Origin of the sequence: Enterobacter sp. 237C8 (genome assembly GCF_034106865.1) — a bacterium.
GTDB classification, from domain to species: Bacteria; Pseudomonadota; Gammaproteobacteria; order Enterobacterales; family Enterobacteriaceae; genus Enterobacter; species Enterobacter asburiae_B.
This window is the reverse complement of the sequence record NZ_JAWNDF010000001.1, coordinates 1,433,443-1,459,540: the sequence shown is the minus strand read 5'-3', so window position 1 is coordinate 1,459,540 and position 26,098 is coordinate 1,433,443. Positions and strand designations below refer to the sequence as shown.

Genomic DNA, 26,098 nt, shown 5'->3' with positions numbered 1-26,098 from the left:
TTTGTGGGGGCAGGGTTTCCGGTGAAAGGGTACAAGAAAGCAGGGGAAGCGGCAATTTTCCTTTTCCCTCGCTCATTTTATGACGGACTCCGTGCGCTGATTTTCACCAACCCTTTTTCCCGCCTTGTTTTCAATCGTAAACCCGATCGACACCTCATCCTGACCCACGGGCGTGACCGTCAGCGTTTTGACCATCGTTCCCGAATCAGCGGGGATCGTCATCGTCATCGTCCCCTTTGCCAGCACCTTAGCGCGCTGGGAGATGCGCCACGAAAGATGACACTCGCTGCACGGTTTCCAGGTGTCGTTGATGGCCCAGAGACGCACGGTCGCCGCCGTGCCGGATTTCCACTGCGGGGTGACCGGTTCAATTGAAGGCAGAACAGGCTGGTAGGCGCGTTTTAACGCGTAAAAACCGGCTTTAGGCTGACGCAGGTAGTCCACCACGCCCCAGTTGATGGAGGGCCAGGTCTCGACAAACATAAAATGAAACAGGGCCGTCACCGGCTGGTAGCGCTGTCGGCGATAGCTCTCGGCCGCCGTGGCGACGAGCCGGGACTGATACGCCTGGGTATTGCGGATCATTTCCTGAATGTTGTTTCCGCGCGGTATACCGGCAAATTTAAACGTCTGAAAGGGCTGGAAGTTATGGTATTTCCAGACGCTCCAGCCGGGATCGTCGGCGGCGGTCGTTTTGGGCCAGAGATACGCAGCCGGGATGATGGTTTTTAGCGTGGACAAGCGGGGCAGCGCCTGCGCGCCAAACTCGGTAATGATCCCCGTTTTGGCTGGCGCCAGCAGGTCGCGCACGGCACCGAAGTACCAGCCCGCCCAGTAGTGCTCCTCAACGGCGGAGAAGCGGTGCACGATGCGGGAGCTATCTTCGGCAAGCGTGTCCGCCACCCGCTGAGTGAGCTCGCGGTTGAGGTTTTTGTTCCAGTCCGGGAAGCGTTTTTCCATCCACGGCGAATTCCAGGGCGGTTCGTTATGGCCGCCCCAGACGATGATGGCGGGTGAGTTCCCAAACTGTTCGATCATCTCCCGCGTCTGTCGAACCGCATTTTTGGTAAAGGCGTCGCTGCTGTCGTAGCCCCACTGCAGTGGAACATCCTGCCAGATCATCATGCCCATCTCATCGGCAACGTCATACAGCGCGCGTCCGGCAACGTGTCCGTGCACGCGAATGGCGTTGGCGTTCATGGCTTCTGCCAGACGAAGATCGCGACGATATTTTTCTCGCGTCATGGTTCCGAGCCAGGGAGAGCCAATGTAATTGCTGCCCTTAACAAAAAGGCGCCTGTCGTTAATGAGCCAGCCTTTGTTGTCTGGCTGCTCTACGATCTTGCGCAGCCCGGTGCGGGTGACCGCCGTATCCATTAACCCTTTTTCATCCCGTAATGAGACGCGAACCCTGTACAGATGGGGTTTCCCGGTGCCGACCGGCCACCACAGTTTTGCCGCAGGCATGGGCAGCGTAACATGGGCGGAATGGGCGCCGTTTTCCAGGGTAACCGGAAAGTCTGCCTGGAAGCGCTTGCCGCTGAAATTGGCGGGTGTGGCGGTGAGCCGCGCGGTTGCCGGGCCCTGACCGAGCGCGCGATAGCGAATCTCAGCCTTCAGTGCAGGGCTTTTCAGCCCCTGCGACCAGTCAGGCCGAAGGATGATTTCATCCAGGGTGGCGCCCCGGCTCAGATGCAGCCTGACCGGTGCCCAGATGCCGCCAGAGTTGGCGTCCTGTCCTTCCGGCGACCAGGCGCCGCCGGGGCGCGTGTCATGCTGATTAAGAATCCCCTTCATGACCGTTTTATGCAGAGGCCATACCTTGTGCGGATCTTCGTAGGGGCTATCCACCCGAACCACTAACTGGTTGTGACGTTGTAACGCGGCGCTGGCGTCCAGCGAAAAGCGCTGAAAATAGCCCTCGTGCTTGCCCAGCGGCTGGCCGTTTAGCGTCACATCGGCAAGATAATCGACGCCGTCAAACACCAGGGTGCTCATCACGTCGGGCGGTTGAAGGGGTAGCGTAAAGGCGTGCTTATACCACAGCGCGCCCTGACGATCGTACCCCGCGCTGTACCAGTTGGCAGGGACTTTCAGCCCGCGCCAGCCTGACGCGGGAGGAAGCGTGCCGTCGTTGGCATCCTGAACCCGCCAAGTGCCAGCAAGTGACCAGCTGACCGGCATCGGGTTCGCCGCCAGCGGTGGAATAAACAGCGCAAAGAGCAGCGCGCAGCTACGGGTCATGGTTCGTTTACCCCTCGCGCGGTGAGCCACGCCATCAGGCGCTGCGATTCCATTTGAAGACGCCGGTTTAGCGTCGCGAGCTGTTGCCTGTCCTGCGCGTGCGCCTCGTTCTCCAGCGCCTGCAGCTGACGGGCGAGCAGCCCGAAATCCAGCGTGACGGCTTCTCCGCGCAGCTTGTGGGCCGCGCGGCGCAGCGCTTCGCGGTCATCGTTGTCGATAGACCGGGCGATCGCTCTTATGGCCTCCTCCAGCCCTTCGCCAAACAGGGCCAGCAGCTCCTGTACCAGGGCTGGGTCGTCAGCGCACTGTTTCAGCAGGCGCGCTTCGTCAGGAAAAACGGGGGAATCATCATGACGCTCGAGCACGCGAGCTATCTCCTCAGCGAGACGCTCCTGGCTGATGGGCTTGGCAATGTAGCCGTCGAAGCCCATGTTAAGACAGCGCTCCTTATCCCCCTGCATGGCGTGTGCGGTCATGGCGACGGCGGGCTGAGCCGGTCCAGGCCGGGAGCGTTCCTCCTCGCGAAGCAGGCGAATGGCGGTCTCGCCGTCCATCTCGGGCATCTGAAGATCGATCAGCAAAACGTCCCACACGCCCGTGCGCCAGCGTTCAAGCAGCGCGACGCCGTTGTCGACGATCTGACAGGTATGACCGAGGCGTTCCAGCAGGCGCGCGGCAACTTTCTGATTAACCAGATTATCTTCAGCCAGCAGGATCCGCAGCCCCGTAGCGTCCGGGGCGGCGACGGGGGCGGGCGCGGTTTCCCCCACGGTCTTCGGCGCACGTTCAAACGCAGAGGCAATCGCCTGATGCAGCTCGTCCTGAGCGATAGGCTTATGCAGATAGTTTTTGATGCCGATCCGCTTCAGCATATTGATATCAAAATGTCGGCTCATGGAGCTAAGCATGATGATATGGCTTTCAGAAATCTGCGGCAGCACCGAAAGCTCAAGGGCCAGCGACACGCCGTCCATATCCGGCATCTGCGCGTCCAGCAGGATCAGCGGCCATGCCGTTTCGGTTTTAACCCGGTTGATGGCCTCACTGGCGTTGTTAACGCAGGTGGGTTTCAGCCCCATCTGGCTCAGCATGGCGGCCAGCAGCCGGAGGTTAGTTTCGTTATCATCCACCACCAGCACGGGTTCACCGCTAAAGCGCTGGCTACGCGGGCGTTCCTCCGGGGCAAGAAACTGCGTTGCAAGCGGCAGGACGAAAGAAAATTCGCTGCCTTTCCCCGGCTCGCTGGTGACCGTTAACTCGCCGCCCATGGCCGCAACCAGCCGCGCCGAGATGGTTAGTCCTAGCCCCGTGCCGCCGTAGCGGCGGGTGGTTGAGTTATCCGCCTGGCTGAAGGCTTCAAAAATGGCCTTCTGCTTTTCAGCCGGGATGCCAATACCGCTGTCGCGCACCCGAAAACGCCAGTAGTCCTCGCTATCGCCGGGCTCAACAACCAGGATGACTTCCCCCTGGTGCGTAAATTTCAGCGCGTTGCCCAGCAGATTGGTCAGGATCTGGCGCAGCCGCGCGCCGTCGACCATCAGCACGTCGGGGACGTCTGGGGCAATATCAACCAGAAGCTCAATGCCTTTTTCGCTCGCGCCCGGCATATGCGGGCGAATAAGCGACTGGATAAAGGGGCGGACAGGGACAGGTTCCGCCTCCAGCTCCACTTTGCCAGCTTCAATACGGGAAAAGTCGAGAATATCGTTGATGATATGCAGCAAAGACTGGGCCGAACTCATCACCAGCGTCAGGTAATCGCGCTGATCGGCGTTGAGAGTTGTGTCAAGGCACAGCTGGGTCATGCCAATAATGCCGTTCATCGGGGTGCGGATTTCATGACTCATGTTTGCCAGAAATGCACTTTTAGCCTCATTGGCTTTTTGTGCCTCAATGGCCGAGGTGAACGCCTGTATTTCAGCCTCCTTGCGCCGCGTAATATCCTGCAGCGTGCCAATCACGCGCTCGGCGTTTCCCTCAATAGAGAGCGTGACCACCTGGCCGGAGAGCAGCATCCAGCGCAGTCCTTCGGTAGGGTGATGCACGCGAATTTCACATTCAAAGACCGGACGATGATCCTGCTTCGAAGCGTGCAGCGCCTTGCGCAGCGCAGCGCGATCGTTCTCGTGGACCTGATTGAGCAGAAAACGCACCGGATATCGCCACTGGGTGCGCGACTGGCCCAGCATGGCAAGCAGGGTGTCGTTAACCTGTAACGCGTCGCCAGAAACCTGCCAGTCCCAGATCCCAATATGAATGGATTCCGCCGTCAGCAGAAAATCGTCGTGCAGCTGGTGACGCGCGCGCTGCGCTTCATCCAGCTCTGTAATATCGCTGTGCAGGCTGACAATACCGCCGTCCGCCAGGCGCTGATGCTGGACGAAGATCCGCCGCTGGCCCGCCTGCCGAACCTCACAGTGTTTATCCTGCCGACAGTTGCGAATAACCGACTCGCGCAGCGTCTGGCGCAGGCCGGGGTCGACGTTATAAACGGCGTCGATAAAGCGTTCCGCCAGCGCTTCAAGCGTTGTGCCCGCCTTCAGCCACGGGGTGATGACCGGATAAAAAAGGGCCACGTTGTGATTCCAGGCCTGCAGGCGTTCATCGCGGTCATAAATCATGACGGCAGCTGGCAGCGCGTTAAGATCGTATGTAAATGCGCTCATCGTGATCCTCCCTACGCGCGGTAGTGCAGTTCGGCCTGTCGGCGCAGGTATTCCAGCCCGGGCGCTATCGCCATCGCCCAGGCCGTCAGGATCTCATCGTCGCACTGCGGGTCGCGCTGGCTCACCGCGTTCAACATCGCTTCGCGCCAGAGCGCGAAAAATCGTGGGGGGAGGTGCAGGCCGTCGTCGCTTTGCTCCCGCGCCAGACGCTCGAGAAAATCAGGGACGATCAGGGCGCCGTCCACCGCAAGCATGGCGAAGAAACTTTTAAACAGGGTTTGCTGACCCTCTCGATCCGGCAGGCGAGAAAAATGCTGCTGCGTCTCGGGTGACATATGGATGAAGGCGTCATAGAACGTCTGAAAAAACGCTGTTTTGTCATTATTCGGAAAAACGCGGTTCAGACTGGATTCAAACAGATCGCGGTAAAACTTCACGGCGTCCTCCTTGCGGCGTTTTCGCCCGGCAGACAGTGCCCGACTGGCGTATATTCCTCTGCCACACGGCGCGTAAAGTAGCTCTCTTTCTTAGACCGGCGGGCGTCAAACAGCGGCCCGGCGTTGTGCTTAAAGAAAAGGGCTTCCAGAACCGTGGCATTGGTAGAAAGGGTCAGGGAGGCGTTGGTATCGCCCGTGGCTTCAAGGCGGCCTTCGTACCAGCCTTTCTGCGGATCGTTAAGGTGCTCGGTGACCGACATCAGCACGTCGGTATAAGGGGAGTCCCACAAGGCCCACAGCGCAAAGACCGCTTTTGTCGACACCTGTGCGAAGCGGGTGTAATCCCGGCCATCGTCGCCAACAGAGTTCCAGGCATAGCCATTTCCCCAGACGGTATCCTGTATATGCCAGGGCGCCTGAGGGAGCGCAAAATCTGCCCTTGCCGTCAGGATCTTATCGGTCTCCCAGCGCGTTTTCTGGCTGAGCCAGACGTTTTCGGCCTGCTTGCGCAGGCGCTTTTGCCGATCGGCCGCAACGCCCTCTGGCTCCCAGCCAAACTCCAGGCCAGGCAGCATATAGGGAAGGGTAGTTATCAGGGAGGGCTGCCACGTGGTACGCGGATCGCGGGCATCCACAGCAAGGCGCCGCTGGGCGATGATGACGTGGTGGGCCGGGGGCGTAAACGCTTTATCCGGGGAAAATCCCCACAGATGAAACGCCGTCGCGGCATATTCGCTTTCGCCCAGGCGCAGCTCCTCACGGACCACCGGCTGGCCGTTTTGCAGGGAAGAGGACCACAGTTCGCCTTCAGCATCGATGACCGGGCAGAAGTTCCAGCGCAGAATGATTTTATCCAGATACTCGCTGTACTGCGGCTCCCGCTCAGCGGTGAGGCGCAAGGCGAGCATCAGACGAGCCATGTCGCGCGCGGACCAGCCATTTTTAGCGGGCTTGCTGCTAAAGTCGATCGTCGCTGCCGTCTGGCTGGAATAGAGCCGTCCTGGCGTCCGGGTCTCGGTCAGCATCAGGCGGTTGAGAGTGCCCATCAGCCGCGTCAGGCGGGCGTCATACTCGGCCTCATCAATCAGCCCCAGCTCTTTTGCCGCCAGCAGGGCGATAAGCGTATCGCCCATTTGCCAGAGCGTGACGCGGGGCTGTTTGTCGCTCCCGTTGACCAGTCCGGTTTGCGGCTGGGTATTGTTGACGAAATAGCGCCAGGCGATCGCCGCCCATTTCTGTTCTTCCGGCGTCAGGGCAGCGATACGCGCGCTGGAGTGCCAGCCGCCATTGATTAGCCAGCGCCAGCCAGCCCCCTGATGGCCAAACAGAGCAAAGATGACCACACCTGCGAGGAGTAATCCCGCGAGCCCTCTGGCTAAGGTTTTAAGCATTGCGCAGTCACCGGAGGCAGTTTAACCGGCTCGTCCGCGCTGCATGACGCGCACTGACAGGCCTGGCAGGCGGGTTTGGTGCGCTGCGTGACGCCGGCCCGGTCGCACCAGCTTTTTACGGCCGGCGTGCTGGCAAGGAACGGACGGCTGCGCAGGGCGTTGTTCTCTTCAAACTGATCGAGCAGCTTTTGATCCCACAGCGACGGCGCAAAATCCTTGCTCTTCGGGTTGTCGGTGTTGAAGGCCAGCAGTTTCCCCTCTTTTTTGAACAACAGGGCCTCCAGCATGATGCCGTTATTGTTCGCGGTGAACTCCTTGATCGGCCCGTCGCCGTTTTCATACAGCCCTTCGTAGTAGCCTTTTCCCTCTTCGTTGGCATTCTCAATGGTGTTCAGCAGGCGATCGGTATAAGGCGAGTTCCACAGGACCCACATTCCCAGCGCCGCCTTCAGTGAAATTGCGGCAGCGTTAGGGACGAACTGGCCTTTGTCGGTAATGGTGTTCCAGTTGTACCCGTCGCTGAAGACGGTGTCATAGACGAAGTATGGCGCTTTATCGAGCTGGTGCTCAGAGCGCGCGGTGAGGACGCCGGTGATGGTGTAGCGGTTCTCCTGAGCCTGATAAACGCGATCGGCAAAGTTTTTCATCCACGTCAGGGAGTAGTCGCGCGGAGCGTTATCCCGATCGGTCGGTTTATCAAAGCCGAACTCCAGACCGTAGAGCAGGTAGGATTCCGTCACGACATAGTTATGCTGAGACGTGTTGCGCGGGTCGCGTGAATCATACGGAACCAGCACGCAGTAGATTTCGGCCAGCTCGTACGGCTGCGGACGGCTGGCTTTACAGGTATTGAACCCCCACAGCTGATAGCCCGCCGCGCCGTACTCTTCATAGCCCAGCCGGCCTTCCTGAACATACTTCGGCTGGCCGTTCTCCAGATAGGCTCCGTACAGCGTGCCGCAGGGGTCGATCGCATGGCTGAAATCCCAGCCGAGCACCACGTTATCAACGCTGTTGCCGTATTCCGGGTAACGTTCTTTGATGATTTTCAGCCAGACCAGCATTCGCCCGATATCCAGAGCCGAGAAGCCAATTTCGCCGGGCTTGTTGGTGTAGTCCACCTTCTGGCCGCTGATGGTGTTATAGGCTTTGTTGGGCAGCTCGTTGCGGAACAGCACCAGGGTGTTTAGCGTGGCGAGAAATTTCAGCATCCGGCGATCGAATTCTGCTTTATCAATGATCCCCAGCTCGCGCGCCGCCGTCAGTGCGGCCAGATAGGAGGCGCTGTCCCACATGGTGGTGGAAGGATATTTGTTGACCGCATTCACCAGCCCCGTCGTGGGCTGATAGTTTGAAACGAAATACTGCCAGGCGTTTTTCGCAATGGTCATCTCTCGGGCCGTCAGCTCGCCGCTGCGAGGGGAGTAACCAGATGCAGGCAGCCCGGTTTCCGCGCGCGCGGTCGAGAGCGCCAGCCAGCAGATCGTTATTCCCGTGAGCAGGTAGAAAAGGATCGGGGATCGTGGCTTCATGGCGTTGCTCCTGCGGGAGTGGATGAATGGGGGGCCGTGTGAAGGCAGGCCAGACAGAGCATCTGGCCGTGCGCGATATACGACAGACTTTCCAGTACGATGGCGTTGGTGTCGGCGTCCACGACGCTATTAACGCTGTTATTAAGATTGAAACCGCGCTGCCAGCCTTTACCCGGCACCAGAAGCGGCAGAACCTGCTGGCGCAGCGCCTCGCTCCAGCTGTTGCGGAACAGGGCATACCAGGCAAACGCGGTGCGGGTGGAGGCGATCGCGACTTTCTCCGGCACTTCGTCACGCAGGGCGCGCGCCTGTACCGGCTGCCTGTTTGGCAGATCGGTAACGTAATCCGGTGCCGGTTCGGCATAATCCGTGCTGATAGGAGGTTTTGGTGAGCGCAGGCCGTGGCGCCGCTGCTGGATCTGCATAATCCGCCACGCAATTTCAGCGCTCTGCGCGTCAAAACCCAGTTCGAGTCCGGTTAGCAGATAGGGCAGACTGATCAGGGAGGTCTGCTTGCCCCAGGGCGTGCGCAGCCCTTCATCAGGAACCATGATCCCATCCAGGTCGATCATTTTTTGCCCCTCAGGCGGATTGGTGACCGCGAGGCCCGCCGCACTGTCAATTAAGCGCAGCGTATGGCTGGCATAGAGCCGATAGCCAAAGCTGTCCCGCTGTTCGTCATTGGTCAGAGTCCAGTGATGGAGCGGCACGGCCGCCTGGCTTTGAGTGCTGCTTTCAATCAGCTTGCCGGTGCTCCAGACGCTAAACAGATCGCGGATGGCCGCCGCGTGCTGAGGATAGCGCCAAAGGAGAGTCTGAAGCGCCGTCAGCAGGCGGCTCAGGCCTATTGCGGATGCGTCAGCTTTTCCCAGAATTTTGAGGGTGTCCGCATGGTAATACGCGGCAGGGAGGCCTTTCTCATTAAGCGGCAACTGCCCCAGCGTAAACAGGGCCGCGCTGACCCTCTCGTCAAACTCATCGGTGGAAATGATATTGAGCTGCTCTGCGGCAGCGGCCGCAAACAGGTAGCTTCCCACGCTCCAGAGGCTCAGCCAGGGCTCACCGTCGCTGGCGTTCGCCAGGCCGTTTGGCTGGGTATTATTCACGTAGTATTGCCAGGCTACCCGCGCCCAGATGGCCTCGTCATAGGTCAGCTCGCGTTTTTCGGGCAGCGGAGGGAAATCTTTACTGAGCGCGATGCCGCCGCTGCTCTCCACGCGCGAAGGCATTTGTTTCTCAACCCATACCACAATGGCAAAGCCGAGCAGGAACCCCAGCAGAATAGTGAGATAACTGCGCGCGGAAAGCAGGGCATCACGTATTCTCATTGGGTGACCTCATCCTCTTCGGCGGGGGTCCACATGGCTGCGAATATCAGCGGCAGCATGGCGGCGATGTTCACCCCTCCCCAGAAAATATTGATGACGTAGCCGGAAGGGTCGTCGACCTGGCCGCGTGCAACCTGAATCCCTCCCCAGATAAGCCCTGCGAGGGTCAGCACTACGATGGCAATCTGCGGCTTCACCAGATAGAGAAAACGGCCCGTCTGCCGCTCTTTTGGCGTGACGTGAAATTTGATCTGCTCGCCCCGCAGCACCGTATTGAGCGCGCGCAGGTTCATGGAAAAGAAGGAGAGGTAGGAGGCCCTGCCGTCCCAGGCCGAAATCCCCCAGGTGCCGAACATAAAGGCCAGCTCGGAGAAAATAAAAAAAGGGAGAAAATGGAGATAGAACGGCGTCGACCAGGCCGATACCGGCGGAATGCCGGTGAACAGATAAATAATGGGTGAAATCAAAAATACCGTGTTCCACACGCAGGCCATATAGGACCAGAAGGTCGTGGCATACATCAGCGTCTGGGGGAGTGAAAGCCTGAAGCGACGACGGCTGAAGATATTGTCATGGAACAAAATATCCAGCGAACCTGCGGCATATTTAAAGCGCTGGATCATCCAGGTCAGCATATCCTGCGGAGAGAGCATCTTCGACTCAACGCGCGGGTGCATGACCGAACGCCAGCGTCGTGCGGCGTCACCGTGCAGCAGCACCGAGGTGTAAATATCTTCGGAGACGTGAAATTTGTAGGGCGTTAACTCAGTGTCAAATGCCACGTGGGGGCGCATCGCCTCCTGTAGCGCGCTCCGCGTTTCGTCATCGCGTATGTCGCGGGTATGGCGATGGATCTCCTCTTCGACGGACCAGACGTAGCTTCTCAGCGCGGCCTGCATAACCGCCTCGCGACGGTGGATGGACGCCGCGCCGCAGCAGAATGCGGCGTTGGCCCAGTTGCGCCGCCGCAGGATGACGTCATAGAACATGCGCGGATCGTTAAAAAACGGGTCGCGGCCAACCGTGACCGGGCCGACACACTTTTGGATCAGCCAGCCCAGGCCATAGCCCATTTTTCCGGCTTTCCGCTGGCCCCAGCGCGACAAACTTTCTCCTTCCGGGAGATCGAAGAACCACTGCGGCGTCTGCACCCAGGCCACGTCAGGGTTGCGGAAATAGCCCAGCGTATGGCTGAGAAGGGTGGGAAATACACGGGTATCGGCGTCGCAGATAACAAGAAAATCGCCGTCGGTTTGCTCAAGACCATTGCGCAGGTTACCGGCCTTAAATCCGATGTTGGTCTGGCGACTGATGTAATTGACGCCTTCCTCATCGCAAACGGCTTTCATCTCCGGGCGACGGCCGTCATCGAGGACGTGGATGCGGTAGTGAATAGGGTACGGGTAATCCATCTTCAGGGCGTCGCGAATGGACAGCCTCACCAGCTCGGTGTCTTCGGAATAGGTGGCAATGAACAGATCCACCTTAACGGGACGGGGCTCTACGGCCTCCTCCGGTGACAGGCAGTCGTTAATCTCGCTCGGGGGCGGACTCTGGGGAGGATCCTGTTCTTTCCATAAGTTGATGGTAAACAGCACGGTACCGATCCAGGCCAGGGTTTCGGCGAGGACCAGCGGTATGGCGTACCATAACGCGTCCGTGTTCAGGGAGGCAGTCCAGCGCCAGTAAATATAATTTGCGCCCAGAATAAGCGCCGCGACCGCTAACACCTGCCAGGTCATCATTACCCAGCGCGGCGTTTTCAACGGTTCCGGAGGTCGACGATGTTCAAAACGGGAAAAATAAAAATCCATAGTTCCGGCGTTCCTGATTCCGTGAATATGCAGACCCATTCTGCTGCAAAGGCAGTTGCCAGAAGGTCAAAGAAAATAGCGAATAAACAAGATTTAAGGTAAGTGTAGAACGCCGAATAAAAGTGTCCAGCCACGTTCATTACTATTATTTAGTGGTGGTTAATTAAGGTTAAATTCTGCTTAATTCGCCTCATCTGTTCACGATAAATTGCGGTTGCCATTCCTTTAGGCTATCTACTTTATTTAGACGTTAATTTTCGTTTCCAGGTAAAGGATACCCTATGAGCCATATTGCGCCGCCGATCGCGCAAGCGGATATAGTAAAATCAAGATCATGGCGGTATGCCATTGCAGGTGCCCGGGACCTGAGAATTGACTTTATGCGCGGGATTGCCCTCGTCATGATGGTCGTGGCGCATACGGAAGTGATGTCGGTATTTAATATATTCTCCTGGGAGCGTTTTGGGTTAACAACCGGCGCAGAAGGCTTTGTCATTCTTTCGGGATTTATGTTGGGGATGTTGAATCGCGCTCGTTTGCAAAAAGTCGTATTACTCACGGTTTCGTGGGGGCTTTATCTCAGGGCGTGGAAAATATATCGTGTAAATATCATTATCATAGTGTCGTTTATTCTCCTGGCCTATATCCCGCATATTAATCTTTTCGAGGTCACTCATTTTACCGACCGATTTTCGGGTGAAAGCTGGTCGCTTTATCCGGTCACGCCACAAATAAAAGAGACCTGGTTCAACATTATCCTCTATTTACAGATTGGCCCCCATCAGACGCAAATTCTGGGGCTGTATATCTTTTTGCTGCTACTCAGCCCGCTATTTTTAGGGATGCTACAGAAGGGTAAAGTCTGGTGGCTGCTGGGGGCGTCTCTGCTAGTGTACGGCCTTTGGCAGCGGTGGCCGCTCCGGCTGACGCCGTCGGAATTCGAATTTGCCTTTCCGCTGCTGGCCTGGCAGTTCATCTTTGTGCTGGGCATGGCCAGCGGGTGGTATAAAGCCGAACTGATCTCTTTCGCACGCACGCCTGCAGGTAAAGTGGTGGTGGTTGCGCTGGTGATAGTGGCGCTCATTCTGGGGTTCATAGCACAGAACCATACCAACCCGTTTATGCCCCCCGCGCTGCTGATGCATGTGATTCCGCCTGACGGCTTCAACACCTTTTATCACACCTGCGCGGCGAAAAATGGGCTGGGCCCGGTGCGGGTATTAAACGATATCGCCCTGATGGTTACCGTCTATCTGGTGCTGACATACTGCTGGACGCCGCTCAACCGCCTGCTGGGATGGTTTCTTATTCCGTTAGGCCAGCACTCGCTTTATACCTTCATTTTGCATGTGTACGTGGTGGTGCTGGTGAGTCAGTTCATCACCTTCGATTTGTGGCGTCATGCCTGGATAGAAAATACGTTAGTGCATGCTGCGGCACTGGGCATTTTGTGGCTCATGGCAAAATACAACGTCGCTGCACGCTGGATACCTAACTAAGGATGGCGGTTATGCGCGAAAAATGGCTCCTGGCGGGCATCTTACTCGCCGCAATACCCGCGGCGGATGCGGCGCAAAGCAATGAGAAAGAGACGTTGCGCGATAAAAACGGCGAGCCCGTTCAGGCAGGCGTTTTTACCAGCCGGTGGGGGCGCCTGTTCTCAGGCAATGACAAGAAATTTTCAGGCGCTCTGAGCTTTAGTTCTGGGCTGAAAGAGCAGATGGTGAGCGTGCCCAACAGCTCGGACAGCGCCGCGCAGGCGAAAAAAATTAACCAGACGCTGAATCTTAGTCTGCAGTATTCCCCCTACAGCTTCTGGTTTGCCAACATTACCTCCCGGCTGCCGGTCAGGGATACCAACCGCTACACCGCGGATTTTCGCTACAGCTTTGGCTATGACGACTGGCATGCCAACACGTTCAGCCTGGTTTACGGCAACTACGGCGATAACCACTTCTGGACGTCGGGTAGCCGGAGACACACCTATTTCGAACAGGGCGCCTTTACGCTGGCCTATAAGTTTTCGCTACCGAAACCGGTTGAAAACGCGCTCCTGATTAATAAAGGGGACTCTATCATTTGCCAGGTCGGGTACAGCTGGGTTCCGCGCTACTACGACCTCAGCAGCGATGACATCCGCAAAAATAAAAACGTCATGCTCGGCGGCTGCGGCTATACCTTCAAACAACATTTCTTCGTTCGCGCAACGGCGTTCTGGTTCCCGGACAGCAGCCAGCAGCAGCCCTGGAACGGCGATTACAGCTACAGCTTTGGCTATGCGGGCTATACGCCAGGTTCGTTCTCCATCCAGTACGCGAACTATGCGGGGACGCGCTATCCGGGGCACGGCAACGGTAACGCAAAATTCAGGGAAGGGACCGTGAGCCTCATCTGGTTCTTACCGCTATAGGAGGGATACATGTCAGCGCTGCACGTGTTAATCGTTGAAGATTCGCTGATTTATCGTCGGTTACTCTCCCGAATGCTCACCCAGTGGGGGTATATCGTGAGCGAGGCGGAAAATGGCGTCGCCGCGCTGGAAATATTGTCCAGCCAGCCGATCAGCATGGTTATAAGCGACTGGGAGATGCCGGAAATGGACGGGCTTACGCTCTGTCAGACGATCCGCAGCCGTCAGTTTGGCCACTATGTGTATATCATTCTGCTCACGGCCCGCGAGAATGCAGGAGATTTAACGCAGGGTTTTGATGCCGGGGCGGATGATTTTTTAAGCAAGCCCGTCGAACAGGCTGAGTTACGGGCGCGGCTCCATGCCGGGGTACGTATTTTGACGCTGGAAGCGACCCTCGCGGCGCATAATAAGCGCCTGAGTGAAGCGTTACGCCAGATTGAACAGGATCTTGAGCTGGCGGCGCGCGTTCAGCACTCGGTTCTGCCTTCACACCGCCTGCGCTTCGGGAACTACTTTTCCGACTGGCTTTTCTTACCGTCTGCCTGGGTATCGGGTGATGTCTTCAATATTTTTCCTCTGGACTCTCATCTGGGGTTCTACTGCGTTGATGTCTCCGGTCACGGCGTGGGGGCAGCAATGATGTCCCTCGCCGTGGCGCGTCAGTTCTTGCATGGCCGGGTGGTGGATCGTTTTTTGTTTACCGCAGAGGGCGGAATTCAGTCGCCTGCCGAGGTCGTCAGAATACTGAACAGCCGCTTTTGCAGTGAAGAAAACGACATCACCAGCTATTTCACCATCATCTACGGCGTGATCGACCCCGTCAGTGGTCAGGGGTCGTTGTGTCAGGCGGGGCATCCTACTCCCGTGATTGTGAACGCAGAGAGTGCCGTCACTTCCGTTGGCGAGGGTGGACCGCCGGTCGGGCTGATCCCCGACCTCAGCTGGGAGGACGTCGCTTTTACCCTCAATTCAGGGGATCGCTTATGCTTATTCAGTGACGGCATCACGGAGTGTGAGAATAGCGAGAGCGAGCAGTTTGGCCCGCAACGTCTGGAACGCTGGCTTCATGAACATGCCCATCTGCCGGTAGACGAGCTCCTGCTGCGTTTCGGACAACACCTGACCGGCTGGCGCAATGCAAATCGTGATGAACCGACCGCCTTAACCGATGACGTTTCACTGTTAGTGATTGAGCGTCAGGGAGAACAGAATGATTATTAACACTGAACGATTACCGCATGCCAACATTCTTACGCCAGCGGTCCGGCGGCTGGATGCGTCCATTGCCGCGACGTTTAAGGCCACCGTCACGGAAGAAATTGGCAGCGATCGTAAAGCCTTAATTGTCGACTTCAGCAAAGTGGACTTTATCGACAGCAGCGGGCTGGGGATGCTGGTGTCGTTGTTTAAGCTGATGAACGGGAAAGGCGACATGGCGCTGTGCTCCCTGAACCCCGGGATCATGAATATGTTCACCCTGACCCGAATGGATCGCATATTCCGCATTTATCCGGATAAAAACAGCGCGCTTGCGCAGCTGGGGCAGTAGATGCCGACGCCGGAGCATGCGGAATTTCCGGCGGAGCTCGGCTCCCTGATGCCGCTGGCCGGCTGGCTGGGAGACCGTCTGAGCGCGCTTGCCGTTGACGATGAGTGGCGTTTCGCGCTCGACCTTGCCGTCTGTGAAGTGGCGACGAATATCATCCGGCACGCGCTGCATGAGGATGCTTCACGTACATTTAGCGTAGAGTTCGACATCCGGGACCATAATGTCCGCGTTGTCTTTACCGACGCAGGTGATGCGTTCCCGCTGGAGCGGCTCGAGGCCGCCAGACGAGACCGTTTCTGTGAAATATCGCCGTTACTGGAGAGCGGCAGGGGGCTGATGCTCATTTTGCTGAGCGTCGATCGTTTCTCTGTGGAGCGAAAGGCAGATAAAAATATTGCCGCGCTTGAAAAGAAAATAAGAGTATGACCTGCGGGCCATACGCCCGAAACTTTCCCTATTTCTTATCAGCGAACAGCTCCGGCGCCCACGGACGCGGATCCACCTCCATAAACGGCGCGCGCTCGAAGCGGTCCTTCAGCGCCCACGGCACCGTGCAGTCGAAGATGGTCTTGCAGGAGATGCCGTTTGCGCGAATTGAGGTGCTGTAATCCGGCGACTGGGACGGATCCAGCTGGTGGCCGCGGATCCCCGGAATATTGGTGATGCTGACATCGCCCTGCATGCGGGTGGTCATCGCCCACAGGATGTCGTCGCTGTCGAAAATATCCACGTCTTCGTCGACCAGAATGATGTTCTTCAGCTCCGAATAGGTCGCCAGGGCAATGAGCGCCGCCTGTCCCTGACGGCCTTCGTCTGACGGCTGGCGTTTTTTCACCTGCAGGATCCCGAGGAATTTACCGCCGCCCGCGGTATGCGCATAGACGTTTTGTAGGAAGCCCGGAATCGCCTCTTCAACGGCATTGCGGATGCTGGCTTCCGTCGGTAAACCGGCCAGGGTGGTATGCTCTTCCCCCGGTCCCACCAGCGTTTGCAGGATCGCGTGGTTTCGCATGGTCACGGCTTTCACTTTGATCACGGGCAGGGACGGGTTCGCCTCGCCGCAGTAGCCCGGGAACTCCGGCATCGCGTGGCCGGTATTGGTGTGCTGATCTTCTCTTACGCGCACGCCCGGCAGCAGTTCGCCCTCGATGATGATTTCCGCCCGCGCGATTGCTTTCTCTTTTACCGCCACGCCCTGCACCAGTTCGACCGGCTGCTGGCGCAGCGCCCCGGCGACGCCCAGCTCGTTGTAGCCAAACGGCGTGGTGGGCGCCTCAAAGCACGCGCCGATATAGATGGCAGGATCGAGCCCCATATTGATCGTCACCGGCAGCGGTTTTCCGGCCTCTTCCGCCTTTTTGCGGAAGACTTCGATATGCCGACCGGCGGCAAGGAACATGGAAAGCTCGTCGCGCTCCTGAACGCAGAGGCGGTGGATGGTGACATCCGTCAGCGAGCTGTCTTCCGGATCGCTTGCCAGCACCAGCCCCAGACAGAAGAACGGGCCCGCATCAATCGGCGTGTTTGTTGGTGCCGGAAGCAGCTTGCGCAGGTCGAAGTCAGGATCGTCTGCGTAGAAAACCTGTTCCTGGCAGGGCGCCTGCGAGGCCGGAACGACAACCGGCGCAACCGGCTTTTTCACCGCCTGGCCGACGTGTTTTGCCAGCTCAGAGGGCTCGCAGCCCAGAAGCAGCGCCGCGCGCTCGCGGCTGGCGTGCATGCCCACCAGGATGCGGGAGCCCGGATAGCCCTTCACGCTGTTGAACGTCATGGCCGGGCCCGTACGGGTTGGACGTTTTACCGTGCCGCCCGCGCCGATATGGCGGTAGACTCCCGCCAGCTCCGCGTTGGGATCGACCGGATGATCGGTTTCAAGATACTGCCCTTCGTGGCGCTGAAGCAGGGCGATGGCGCTGCGGAGATCGTTGATCGGGTTTTCCATATTTTCCTCCCTCGTTTGAATACCTCCATTTTTATGGCAATGACCAATAGCATCAATTGCATCATTACTGCTAAATTGATAAGTAAATTCATATCAAAAGGAGGCGTTCCGTGCAGTTTCGTCAGATGCGCCATTTCATCGTGGTGGCTGAAGAGCTCCATATGCACCGGGCCGCTGAGCGTCTGAACATGGCGCAACCGGCCCTGAGCCAGCAGATAAAGGCGCTGGAAGAACGTTTAGGCGTCACGCTCTTTAGCCGGGCGAACCGCCGCTTAACCCTGACGCCCGCGGGTGAAGCGTTTCTGGTGAAAGCCAGGCTCGCCATCTCCCTGACCGAGCAGGCTGTTCTCGACGCCAGGCAAACGGCGAGGGGCGAGCAGGGGGTATTAAACCTGGGGTGCGTGTCGAGCGCGATGTTCGACGGCAGGCTGCCCGCCGCGCTGCGCCAGATGCATACGCGCTGGCCGGCCATTACCATGTCGCTGGTGACGGGAAACGTGCAGACGCTCTACGCGGCCGTGCAGAGCAACCAGCTCGATGTGGCCATTATCCGGGCGCCGCTGCCGTCGCTGCCTGACGATCTGCAAAGCCGCCCGTTCACGTCAGAGAAAACGGTACTTGCGCTGTATCGTCAGCATCCGCTGGCGGGTTCTTCCGCGCTGACGCTTTCGTCGGTGAAGGACGAAAAATGGATCTCCCTGCGCGACCCGGAGGGAATGGGGCTGGAACAGTACTTTTATGACGCCTGCAGCGGGGCGGGCTTTCAGCCGGACGTGGTGCAAAACGCGACCGACGTACCCACGGTGATAAGCCTGGTCTCGGCGGGGTTTGGGCTGGCGCTGCTGCCCGCGTCGGCAAAGGCGGTGAGCGTTGAGAACGTGGTGTACGTGGACATCCTCGACCGGCTCCGTGAAAGCGAGCTGACGCTGGTTTGCCACCGGATTATTCGCTCAGAAGTGCTTAAAAAATTCCTGATTACCCTCGATCATACCTGACGCCCGGCGGCCTGCAGCAGCTGCTCGCGCAGCCAGGCATTCGCCGGATCCTGGCTGTTTTTCGGGTGCCAGTACATGTAGATGGTAATCGGCTGGAGCGGCAGCGGCGGCGCAAAGAGATCCAGCGTGCTGGCAAACTGTTTGAGCATCCGTTCCGGCAGGGTGCACACCAGGTCGGTACCGGCAACAAGCGCAGGCGCCATGGCGTAGCTCTGCGTGGACATCGCGACGTGCCGCTGGTAGCCCAGCCCGGCCAGGGTTTGATCGACAAAGCCGGTAAACGGATCTCCCGCCGATGACACCACCAGATGAGAAAGCGCGCAATAGCTTTCCAGGTCTAACGCTCCGGTACCGCGCGGATGGCCTTTACGCTGGGCGGTGGCAAACGCATCGTAGAGCAGTTTGCGCCTCACCCAGCCGTCATGGGCGCCCGCGCTCACGCCGATGTAGATATCCACATCACCGTTTTCCAGCTGCTGCGGCAGTTCGGACATCTGTGGCAGGGCGAAGCGCAGGCGAATACCTGGAGCTTCGGTACCCACCTGGTTAAGCAGCCCTGTGCCCAGCATCAGCGCCGGGTTTTCGTGCAGCGCGATAACAAAGGTCCGGGTGCTGGTCTGGGCATCAAACGTGGAAGGAGAAAACATCGCGCTGATGCCGCGCAGCACGCTCTCTACCTGCGGCTTAAGCGCTTCCGCTCGCGGCGTGGGTAGCACCCCACGTCCATGTGGGGAGGGAATAAACAGCGGTTCGCCAAACAGCGTTCGCAGACGCGCGAGACGGGCGGACAGCGCGGGCTGGCTGATGCCCAGCCGCGCGGCCGCATGGGTGATATTCCTGTCCTGAAGCAGGGCGTCCAGGGTCAGGAGCAGGTCGATGTCCATGTCAGAGACGGGCGTCATTTTATTTCGCGCTGCCGGCGTCCCGGTTGGTATAGGTCACAGGGACCCAGGCATAGCCGCCGTTTTCGCCTTTGGTGACGTACCCGATACCCGGGAACGGCAGATGTGGCGCGGCAACCAGGTCTTTATTTTTCACAAAGTCCGCAAACGCGTGTTCGCGCACGCCTGCCGCTTTGTTCTGATCTTCATCGTAGGTAATGGTCACGTCAGGCTGCGGGAACTGTACCGCCGCGGCATGAATGATGTCGCCGACAAAGGTGATCTTCTCGCCGTTGCTCGTCAGCGTGTAGAAGGCTGAACCCGGCGTATGGCCGGGATGAACCGTGCCGGTCAGCCCCGGGAGAATCTCAGATGTGCCGCTAAACGGCACCACTTTACCGGCGTCAAGATAGGGTTTTAAGGTCTTCTGCGCGACGTCAAAGTAGTTCTTGCCGTAGCCGGTTTTTTTCTGATTCTCGTCGTTAAAGAAAAAGTCGACGTCCGGTTTGCCAACGAAAACGCGCGCGTTGCTGAACACCACCTTGCCGTCTTTCACCAGGCCGCCCGCGTGATCGGAGTGGGCGTGGGTCAGCAGGACTTCAGTAATGTCCTCGGGTTTAATCCCCTGGGTGGCGAGGCTCTCAATCAGACGTCCGCCGTTGCCGGGGCCAAAGAGCTGGCCTGAGCCCGTATCCACCAGAATTTTATGTCCGGGCATCGCAATCAGGAACGCGTTAATGGATACCTCAGGCGGGTTGGTCTGGAAATTTTTCGCGAGCAGCGCATCGATTTTTTGCGGCGTTGTCCGGCGCAGCAGCTTGTGCAGATCCTGCGCGACGGTCCCGTCGGTAAACGAGGTGACCAGAACGTCGCCGACCTGAACGCTGTATCCGCCCGCCGGTTGTTTAACGACGTGCTGGGGCGTCTCTGCCGACGCCTGCAGCGCAGGGTAGAAAAGCAATGAACTGGAAATCAACGTAGAAAGAGCAAGTTTTTTCACGGTAAGCATACGAGTCTCCTTTGAAAGCGCTCATCTTACTTCTTCGTAAAATTATAAGAACCTGCCCAGAAATGATAGGACCTATAAACGCAGTGGATAGCACAGCGCAGAAGCCGGGTGGCGATGCTGCCTTTCCCGGCCCGTAAAACCTTATTTTTTCAGCGGTGCGTTCCAGCTGTCCGGCGTGGCTTTGGACCAGGAGCCATAAGCGGCATTTGGCAGCACAATCCAGTCGTTTCCGAAGTGTTCCGCGCTGGCCTCAACCAGCTCACGCTGCTGTTCGCTAGGTTTTTTGTTTTTAAACTGCACGGCGAAATCCGGCAGGCTGTCGCCAAACAGCATCACGATCTGCTGCTTTTTGAGGATGCTCTGGCGACGCTCTTCCTTGCTGACCGTGTCCAGAAGCACGCTTTCATCGGACACCTGCGGAAGTCCCAGGGCTGTTAACGTCCTGAGCGTATCGGCTTTATTTTCCTGCATACGGTCCGAAACATAATAGATACGGACCTTGCTTTGATTCACATGGTCAAGAAACGCCTTCGCGCCCGGAATTAAGCCGGGTTTACCCTGTTTTTCCCAGTCGCTCCAGGTGTCCCATTTTGTATAGTCGTGACACTGCTCGGTGTCGCGCACCAGCAGAGGGGTGTTATCCAGCACCGTTTCATCCAGGTCCATTACCACGGCGTAATTTTCAGGCGTTTTCAGCTCTTTTAACTTCTCGTTGAAACGCTCGGTGGCAAACCGATACGTCTGCAGCTGAAGAGCCACGATCTCTGCCGATTTCTGCTGATAGCGCAGCGCCATTTCGTACGCTTTGGGTTCACACAGCTCGCCCCCGGCGGCCGTCGCCGCTGCCGTTGCACTCAAAACAGGTAATGCCAGCAGTAATGCCTTAGCCATTGAATTCACACTTTTTTCCTCAAGACCCTGGTTAAAATCCTGAAAGCGTAATGAAATTCAATGACAGAAATATGAAGGCCGCGCCGTTAGACCAGCATGTAATACCAGAACAGGGCGACTTCGTCTTTTTCCGGTAAGGCGTTGTAGAGATAACGATCGTATCCGCCCAGGGTAAACCCGTAGTTGCGGTAAAACAGACAGGCAGAAACGTTCACATTTTGTGTTTCAAGCCGTAATCCCGGCGCGTTTACGCTGCGGGCCCACACGTGCGCGGCGGTCATTAATTTTTGCGCGGCGCCGGTTCTGCGTTTCGTGCGCTCCACGGCAATGTAATCCACCGAGATAAACTTATTCCAGCCGATTGACGCGGTAATAAATCCCGCAATTTCCCCGTCATCCGTTTCGGCAATAAGAAATATGGCGTCCGGATTAACGCAATGGTTTTCAAGGGTTTGGATATCGAGCTCGTAGGTTTTAATCCAGGGCTCGGCGACGGCTTCGATATGCAAATCGCAGTGGATAAAGGGCTCTCGCGCAATGTGGCTAATGGTGAAAGAAAAGTCACAGCATTCAAGGCGAGCGAGGTCGGTATTGAGTCCTTTTCGAATCTGCATAGTCTTCCCGGTAGTGAGTTATTTCATAAAGAATAGACGAAGCGGTTAAATCCGCTGGCCTAACACACTTTTAATCCTGAACTAAGCTTGTACTTCGTTCCGCGTAAATGTGGGTCATTCGAGGACAATGAATGGAATTCAGGACATTTCAAAAGCAGTGGGGTGCTGAGTTTATTTCCGATGACGTTGTACGTTTTCGCGTCTGGGCAGAAGGACAGAAAGAACTTACGCTACGTCTGGCCGCCGCCGACGTGCCGATGACGGCAGCTGGCGACGGCTGGTTTCAGGCAGACGTATCCGGCGTCACGCACGGTGCAGAATATCAATTTGTTCTGCAGGACGGCATGACGGTGCCCGATCCCGCCTCGCGCGCGCAAAAAGGCGACGTTAACGGCCCCTCCATCGTTATCGATCCCCAACGCTATCAGCCGGTCAACCGGGACTGGGCAGGGCGGCCGTGGGAAGACACGGTTATCTACGAGCTGCACATCGGCACGTTTACCCCGGAGGGCACCTTCCGGGCCGCCATCGACAAGCTGCCGTATCTGGCAGAGCTCGGTATTACCCAGCTTGAAGTGATGCCCGTCTCTCAGTTTGGCGGAACACGCGGCTGGGGGTATGACGGCGTGCTGCTGTACGCCCCGCACTCTGCCTACGGTACGCCGGAGGATTTCCACGCGTTTATCGACGCCGCGCACGGGCTGGGACTCTCCGTGGTGCTGGATATCGTGCTCAACCACTTCGGCCCGGAGGGGAACTATCTGCCGCTGCTGTCGCCCGCATTTTTTGATGCACAGCGGATGACGCCGTGGGGCAACGGCATCGCTTACGAACGCGAGCCGGTAAGGCAGTACATTATCGATGCGCCGCTCTACTGGCTGACGGAGTACCGTCTGGACGGCCTGCGCTTTGATGCCATCGACCAGATTAAAGACACCTCGGAGACGCACATTCTGGAGGAGATTGCCGCAAAAATCCGCGAGGCGATCCCGCACCGTCACGTTCACCTGACCACGGAAGACAGCCGCAACGTGATTTTCCTGCACCCGCGCGATGAACAGGGCAACACGCCGCTGTTCACCGCCGAGTGGAATGATGATTTCCACAACGCTGCCCACGTGTTTGCCACCGGCGAGACCCACGCGTATTACCAGGATTTTGGCTTTGAGCCGGAGAAAAAGTTCGCCCGGGCGCTGGCGGAAGGCTTTGTCTACCAGGGCGAGATTTCGCTGCAAACCGGCGAATCCCGCGGAGTGGAGTGCCAGACGCAGCCGCCGCAGTTCTTCGTCGATTTTATTCAGAACCACGATCAGACCGGGAATCGCGCCCAGGGCGAACGGCTTATAATCCTGGCCGGAGCCGACAAGACGCGGGTGCTGCTTGCCGCGCTGCTGCTTTCCCCCCATATCCCGCTGCTGTTTATGGGCGAGGAGTTTGGGGAAACGCACCCGTTCCTGTTCTTCACCGATTTTCACGGCGATCTGGCAAAGGCGGTGCGGGAAGGGCGCGCAAAAGAGTTTACCGGCCATGCCGGGCACGATGAAACCGTCCCGGATCCGAACGACCTGAACACGTTTATCCGTTCAAAACTCGACTGGAATAAGATTGCCTCCGACGAAGGCAAAACGTGGCTGCGCTTCACGCGCCACCTGCTGACGCTGCGTCATCGCCATATCGTTCCGCTTCTGCGTCATGGCGGCGCCGTTGAGAGCAAGGTAATCAAGACCGCGCCCGGCATGGTGGCGGTGAGCTGGCATTTCCCGTCGGGGACGCTCTCTCTGGCGCTGAATATCGGTAATAAGCCCGTCGCGCTGCCCGATCTCGCGGGTGAGACGCGCTTTGCCTGGCCGGAAGTCACTGACGTTTTACCGCCGAACGGTATTGTCGTTCGCTTTGCTGATGGAGAAGCATCGTTATGATCCCTTCCGCCACGTACCGTATTCAGTTCCGTAATGGCATGACCTTCGACCGCGTTGCGGCGCTGGTGCCTTATCTGAAAGATCTCGGCATCAGCCATCTCTACGCATCGCCCGTATTTACCGCCACAGCGGGTTCCACTCACGGCTATGACGTGACCAACCCGAATGAAATTGACCCCGCGATCGGCGGACGAGACGGTTTCGACCGCATGGCGGCGGCGCTTAAGCAGGCCGGCATGGGGCTGATTCTGGATATTGTCCCGAACCATATGTCCACCTCGCTGGAAAATGCCTGGTGGCGGGACGTGATTGAATACGGCCAGCAGAGCCGCTATTTCCGCTATTTCGATATCGACGGGTCGCGCCCGCTAACGCTGCCGTTCCTCGGCGACACCTTTGAGGCGGAGCTGGAGAAGGGGGCCATCACCCTGAAGCGTGACACTGTCACGGGAAAGGCCTCTCTGGTCTATTACGATACGGCGTATCCGCTCTACCCCGGTACGTACAGCGAGGATAAGAGCATCGCTGAGCTGCATGAAGCGCAAAGCTGGCGGCTGATGTCCTGGCGGGAAGCGCCGAAGCAGCTCTCGTGGCGGCGCTTCTTCGAGATCACCGGGCTGGTCGGCGTTCGGGTTGAAGACGACGCGGTTTTCGACGATTCGCACCGGCTGATCCTGGAGCTGGTTCACGCGGGCGTGGTGGACGGCCTGCGCATCGACCACGTCGACGGCCTGGCCGATCCGCTGGGGTATCTGCAGCGCCTGCGGGAGAAAACCGGGCCCGACTGCTACATCACGGTTGAAAAAATCCTCGCGAAGGGAGAACAGCTCCCCGCCGACTGGCCGGTATCCGGCACCACCGGCTACGAGTTTATCGCCTCGCTGGCGGAAGTGCTGGTCGACGACGATAACCTGTCGCGCCTGGAGACCATCCACGACGAAACGCTGGGGTTAACGGTCGATCGCCACGCGGAACTGCGCGATGCCAAGGGCCTGATGACCGATCGCAATTTTGAGGGTGAATTCACCACGCTGCTTAACCTTGCTGACGATCTGGCCCGCCGCAATGAGGTTGCGCTACCGCGCGAGGATATCCGCCACGCGCTGCGCGAGCTGCTTATCGCCTTTCCGGTCTACCGCACCTACGGCACCCGGGAAGGATTAACCCCGCCGGACGTGGCGCTGCTTAACCGCGTGATCGCCAGCGTGGAGACGTCTGAAGCGGCGCTGAGCCTGCTTGTGCGCATTCTTACAGGCGACCTGCCGGAAGATTGCCGCGAGTCCGCCGCGCTGTTCAGAACCCGCTTCCAGCAGCTTACCGGGCCGCTGATGGCGAAGTCCGTTGAAGACACGCTGTTCTTTCGCCACAACCTCGAGCTGGCGCTCAATGAAGTGGGCGCCGACCCGACGCCGCGCGCGTTTTCATTATCCCGCTTCCACCAGGAGATGCGCATTCGTCTGGCCCGTCAGCCCGACGCGCTGCTGGGCACCTCCACGCACGATACCAAGCGCGGGGAAGACGCCCGGGCGCGTCTCTACACCCTGACGGAAGCGCCGGAACGCTGGGGGGAAAATCTGGCCCGCTGGCGACAGATGAACCAGACTCAGGTGCGTTTTCTCAATGACGGTACCGCGCCGAACGCTGCCGATACCTGGATGATCTATCAGGCGCTGGCGGGCGTCTGGCCCGCCACGCTGTCTCCGGACGACGCTGAAGGGCTTGCATCACTGGAAGCGCGTTTTATCGGCTTCCTCGAGAAAGCGCTGCGCGAGGCAAAACAGCGCACCGACTGGATAGACAGCAACGAGAGCTATGAGAGCGTGGTGCTGAGCTACGCGCGGCACCTGCTTTCGCCGGACAACGTGCTGTTCCTGCAGGATTTTAGCGAGGCGATGCAGCCCTTTATCCGCGCCGGGCTGATGAACAGCCTCAGCCAGACGGTAATCAAGCTGACGGCTCCCGGCGTGCCGGATATCTATCAGGGCAGCGAGGCGCTCAACTTTAGCCTCGTTGACCCGGATAACCGACGGGAGCCGGACTTCAACGCGCTGGTGCACAACCTCAGCGCGGCGGATGCCGCGGTGTTTGATAACCCGGCCTGCTGGCGAGACGGGCGCGTTAAGCAGTTCGTCACCGCCACGCTGCTGCGGCTGCGTCCGCATTACGACGCGCTTTTCCGCTACGGCGACTGGCTGCCGCTTAAGGTCTCCGGCGAGCGCGAGGAGAACCTGATTGTCTATGCCCGCGTTAAGGACGAGGAGGCGCTGATTGTCGCCGTTCCGCGTCTGGTTTTTGATGTCACCGATAATCATCAGCTGTGGGTCAATACCACGGTGGCGATACCCGAGGAGCTGACGGGGAAACGCTATCGGGATCTGTTCAGCGGTGAGAGCCGCATTCTGCAAGAGACGTTGGATTTAACGTCAGAAAAGGGATGTGTACTGGTTCTGCTTACCTGCGAATAATCGTGGAG

20 protein-coding genes are annotated in these 26,098 nt (G+C 58.2%); 8 read left to right on the top strand and 12 right to left on the bottom strand.

All coding sequences use genetic code 11. The features are described from left to right. Positions 1–72 precede the first annotated feature (72 nt). The 7 genes from USF70_RS07125 to USF70_RS07095 are packed head-to-tail and all read right to left on the bottom strand — an operon-like array spanning position 73 to position 11,412. Positions 73–2,244: a glycosyl hydrolase 2 galactose-binding domain-containing protein gene (locus tag USF70_RS07125; protein WP_414464598.1), complete on the bottom strand. Its 2,172-nt coding sequence runs from the start codon at positions 2,242–2,244 to the stop codon at positions 73–75. Further along, positions 2,241–4,910 (bottom strand): response regulator, encoded by a 2,670-nt coding sequence (locus USF70_RS07120; RefSeq protein WP_320735471.1) that lies wholly within the window; start codon positions 4,908–4,910, stop codon positions 2,241–2,243. Before USF70_RS07120 ends, USF70_RS07125 begins: the two co-directional genes overlap by 4 nt. An 11-nt stretch (positions 4,911–4,921) precedes the next feature. Beyond that, positions 4,922–5,347 (bottom strand): globin, encoded by a 426-nt coding sequence (locus USF70_RS07115; RefSeq protein ID WP_320735470.1) that lies wholly within the window; start codon positions 5,345–5,347, stop codon positions 4,922–4,924. Then, complete coding sequence (locus USF70_RS07110) at positions 5,344–6,738, bottom strand: DUF3131 domain-containing protein (RefSeq protein ID WP_320735469.1); 1,395 nt, start codon at positions 6,736–6,738, stop codon at positions 5,344–5,346. The genes USF70_RS07115 and USF70_RS07110 overlap by 4 nt, the downstream gene beginning before the upstream one ends. Continuing rightward, entirely contained in the window at positions 6,723–8,270 is a 1,548-nt protein-coding gene (locus USF70_RS07105) for a DUF3131 domain-containing protein (protein WP_087822611.1), read from the bottom strand. The genes USF70_RS07110 and USF70_RS07105 overlap by 16 nt, the downstream gene beginning before the upstream one ends. Beyond that, positions 8,267–9,598 carry a DUF3131 domain-containing protein gene (locus USF70_RS07100; RefSeq protein WP_320735468.1) on the bottom strand — a complete coding sequence of 444 codons (1,332 nt, stop codon included), beginning with the start codon at positions 9,596–9,598 and terminating at the stop codon, positions 8,267–8,269. The genes USF70_RS07105 and USF70_RS07100 overlap by 4 nt, the downstream gene beginning before the upstream one ends. Next, the gene (locus USF70_RS07095) at positions 9,595–11,412 is read right to left on the bottom strand and encodes a glycosyltransferase (RefSeq protein ID WP_320735467.1); all 1,818 of its coding nucleotides are present in this window, start codon (positions 11,410–11,412) and stop codon (positions 9,595–9,597) included. Before USF70_RS07095 ends, USF70_RS07100 begins: the two co-directional genes overlap by 4 nt. A 281-nt stretch (positions 11,413–11,693) precedes the next feature. Here USF70_RS07095 and opgC point away from each other — a divergent pair, with 281 nt between their 5' ends. The 5 genes from opgC to USF70_RS07070 are packed head-to-tail and all read left to right on the top strand — an operon-like array spanning position 11,694 to position 15,800. After that, entirely contained in the window at positions 11,694–12,911 is a 1,218-nt protein-coding gene (gene opgC / locus USF70_RS07090; RefSeq protein ID WP_320735466.1) for an OpgC domain-containing protein, read from the top strand. Positions 12,912–12,922: 11 nt separating this feature from the next. After that, positions 12,923–13,822 (top strand): hypothetical protein, encoded by a 900-nt coding sequence (locus USF70_RS07085; protein ID WP_080277787.1) that lies wholly within the window; start codon positions 12,923–12,925, stop codon positions 13,820–13,822. 9 nt (positions 13,823–13,831) lie between these two features. Then, positions 13,832–15,046, top strand: coding sequence for a PP2C family protein-serine/threonine phosphatase (locus USF70_RS07080; RefSeq protein WP_033145593.1), 1,215 nt, complete (start codon positions 13,832–13,834; stop codon positions 15,044–15,046). After that, positions 15,036–15,374 carry an STAS domain-containing protein gene (locus USF70_RS07075; protein ID WP_069302849.1) on the top strand — a complete coding sequence of 113 codons (339 nt, stop codon included), beginning with the start codon at positions 15,036–15,038 and terminating at the stop codon, positions 15,372–15,374. Before USF70_RS07080 ends, USF70_RS07075 begins: the two co-directional genes overlap by 11 nt. Beyond that, complete coding sequence (locus USF70_RS07070) at positions 15,375–15,800, top strand: ATP-binding protein (protein WP_320735465.1); 426 nt, start codon at positions 15,375–15,377, stop codon at positions 15,798–15,800. It begins immediately after the preceding gene. 28 nt (positions 15,801–15,828) lie between these two features. Here the strand turns inward: USF70_RS07070 and USF70_RS07065 are convergent, their stop codons facing one another. Next, entirely contained in the window at positions 15,829–17,316 is a 1,488-nt protein-coding gene (locus tag USF70_RS07065) for a UbiD family decarboxylase (RefSeq protein ID WP_320735464.1), read from the bottom strand. A 110-nt stretch (positions 17,317–17,426) separates the two neighbouring features. Between USF70_RS07065 and USF70_RS07060 the strand changes: the two genes are divergently transcribed. Beyond that, entirely contained in the window at positions 17,427–18,311 is an 885-nt protein-coding gene (locus USF70_RS07060; protein ID WP_033145589.1) for a LysR substrate-binding domain-containing protein, read from the top strand. On the opposite strand, the gene USF70_RS07055 is transcribed toward USF70_RS07060, so the two are convergent. From USF70_RS07055 to USF70_RS07040, 4 genes are all read right to left on the bottom strand, one after another. Then, positions 18,302–19,213, bottom strand: coding sequence for a LysR family transcriptional regulator (locus USF70_RS07055; RefSeq protein WP_320735463.1), 912 nt, complete (start codon positions 19,211–19,213; stop codon positions 18,302–18,304). The genes USF70_RS07060 and USF70_RS07055 overlap by 10 nt on opposite strands. A gap of 1 nt (position 19,214) precedes the next feature. After that, the gene (locus USF70_RS07050; RefSeq protein WP_058840932.1) at positions 19,215–20,201 is read right to left on the bottom strand and encodes an MBL fold metallo-hydrolase; all 987 of its coding nucleotides are present in this window, start codon (positions 20,199–20,201) and stop codon (positions 19,215–19,217) included. A gap of 141 nt (positions 20,202–20,342) precedes the next feature. Beyond that, positions 20,343–21,092 carry a 5'-nucleotidase, lipoprotein e(P4) family gene (locus tag USF70_RS07045; RefSeq protein WP_414464676.1) on the bottom strand — a complete coding sequence of 250 codons (750 nt, stop codon included), beginning with the start codon at positions 21,090–21,092 and terminating at the stop codon, positions 20,343–20,345. 86 nt (positions 21,093–21,178) lie between these two features. Then, positions 21,179–21,706 carry a GNAT family N-acetyltransferase gene (locus USF70_RS07040; RefSeq protein ID WP_320735461.1) on the bottom strand — a complete coding sequence of 176 codons (528 nt, stop codon included), beginning with the start codon at positions 21,704–21,706 and terminating at the stop codon, positions 21,179–21,181. Between the two features lie 131 nt (positions 21,707–21,837). Between USF70_RS07040 and treZ the strand changes: the two genes are divergently transcribed. Next, complete coding sequence (gene treZ / locus USF70_RS07035; protein WP_320735460.1) at positions 21,838–23,625, top strand: malto-oligosyltrehalose trehalohydrolase; 1,788 nt, start codon at positions 21,838–21,840, stop codon at positions 23,623–23,625. After that, entirely contained in the window at positions 23,622–26,090 is a 2,469-nt protein-coding gene (gene treY, locus USF70_RS07030; protein ID WP_320735459.1) for a malto-oligosyltrehalose synthase, read from the top strand. Before treZ ends, treY begins: the two co-directional genes overlap by 4 nt. Positions 26,091–26,098 lie beyond the last annotated feature (8 nt).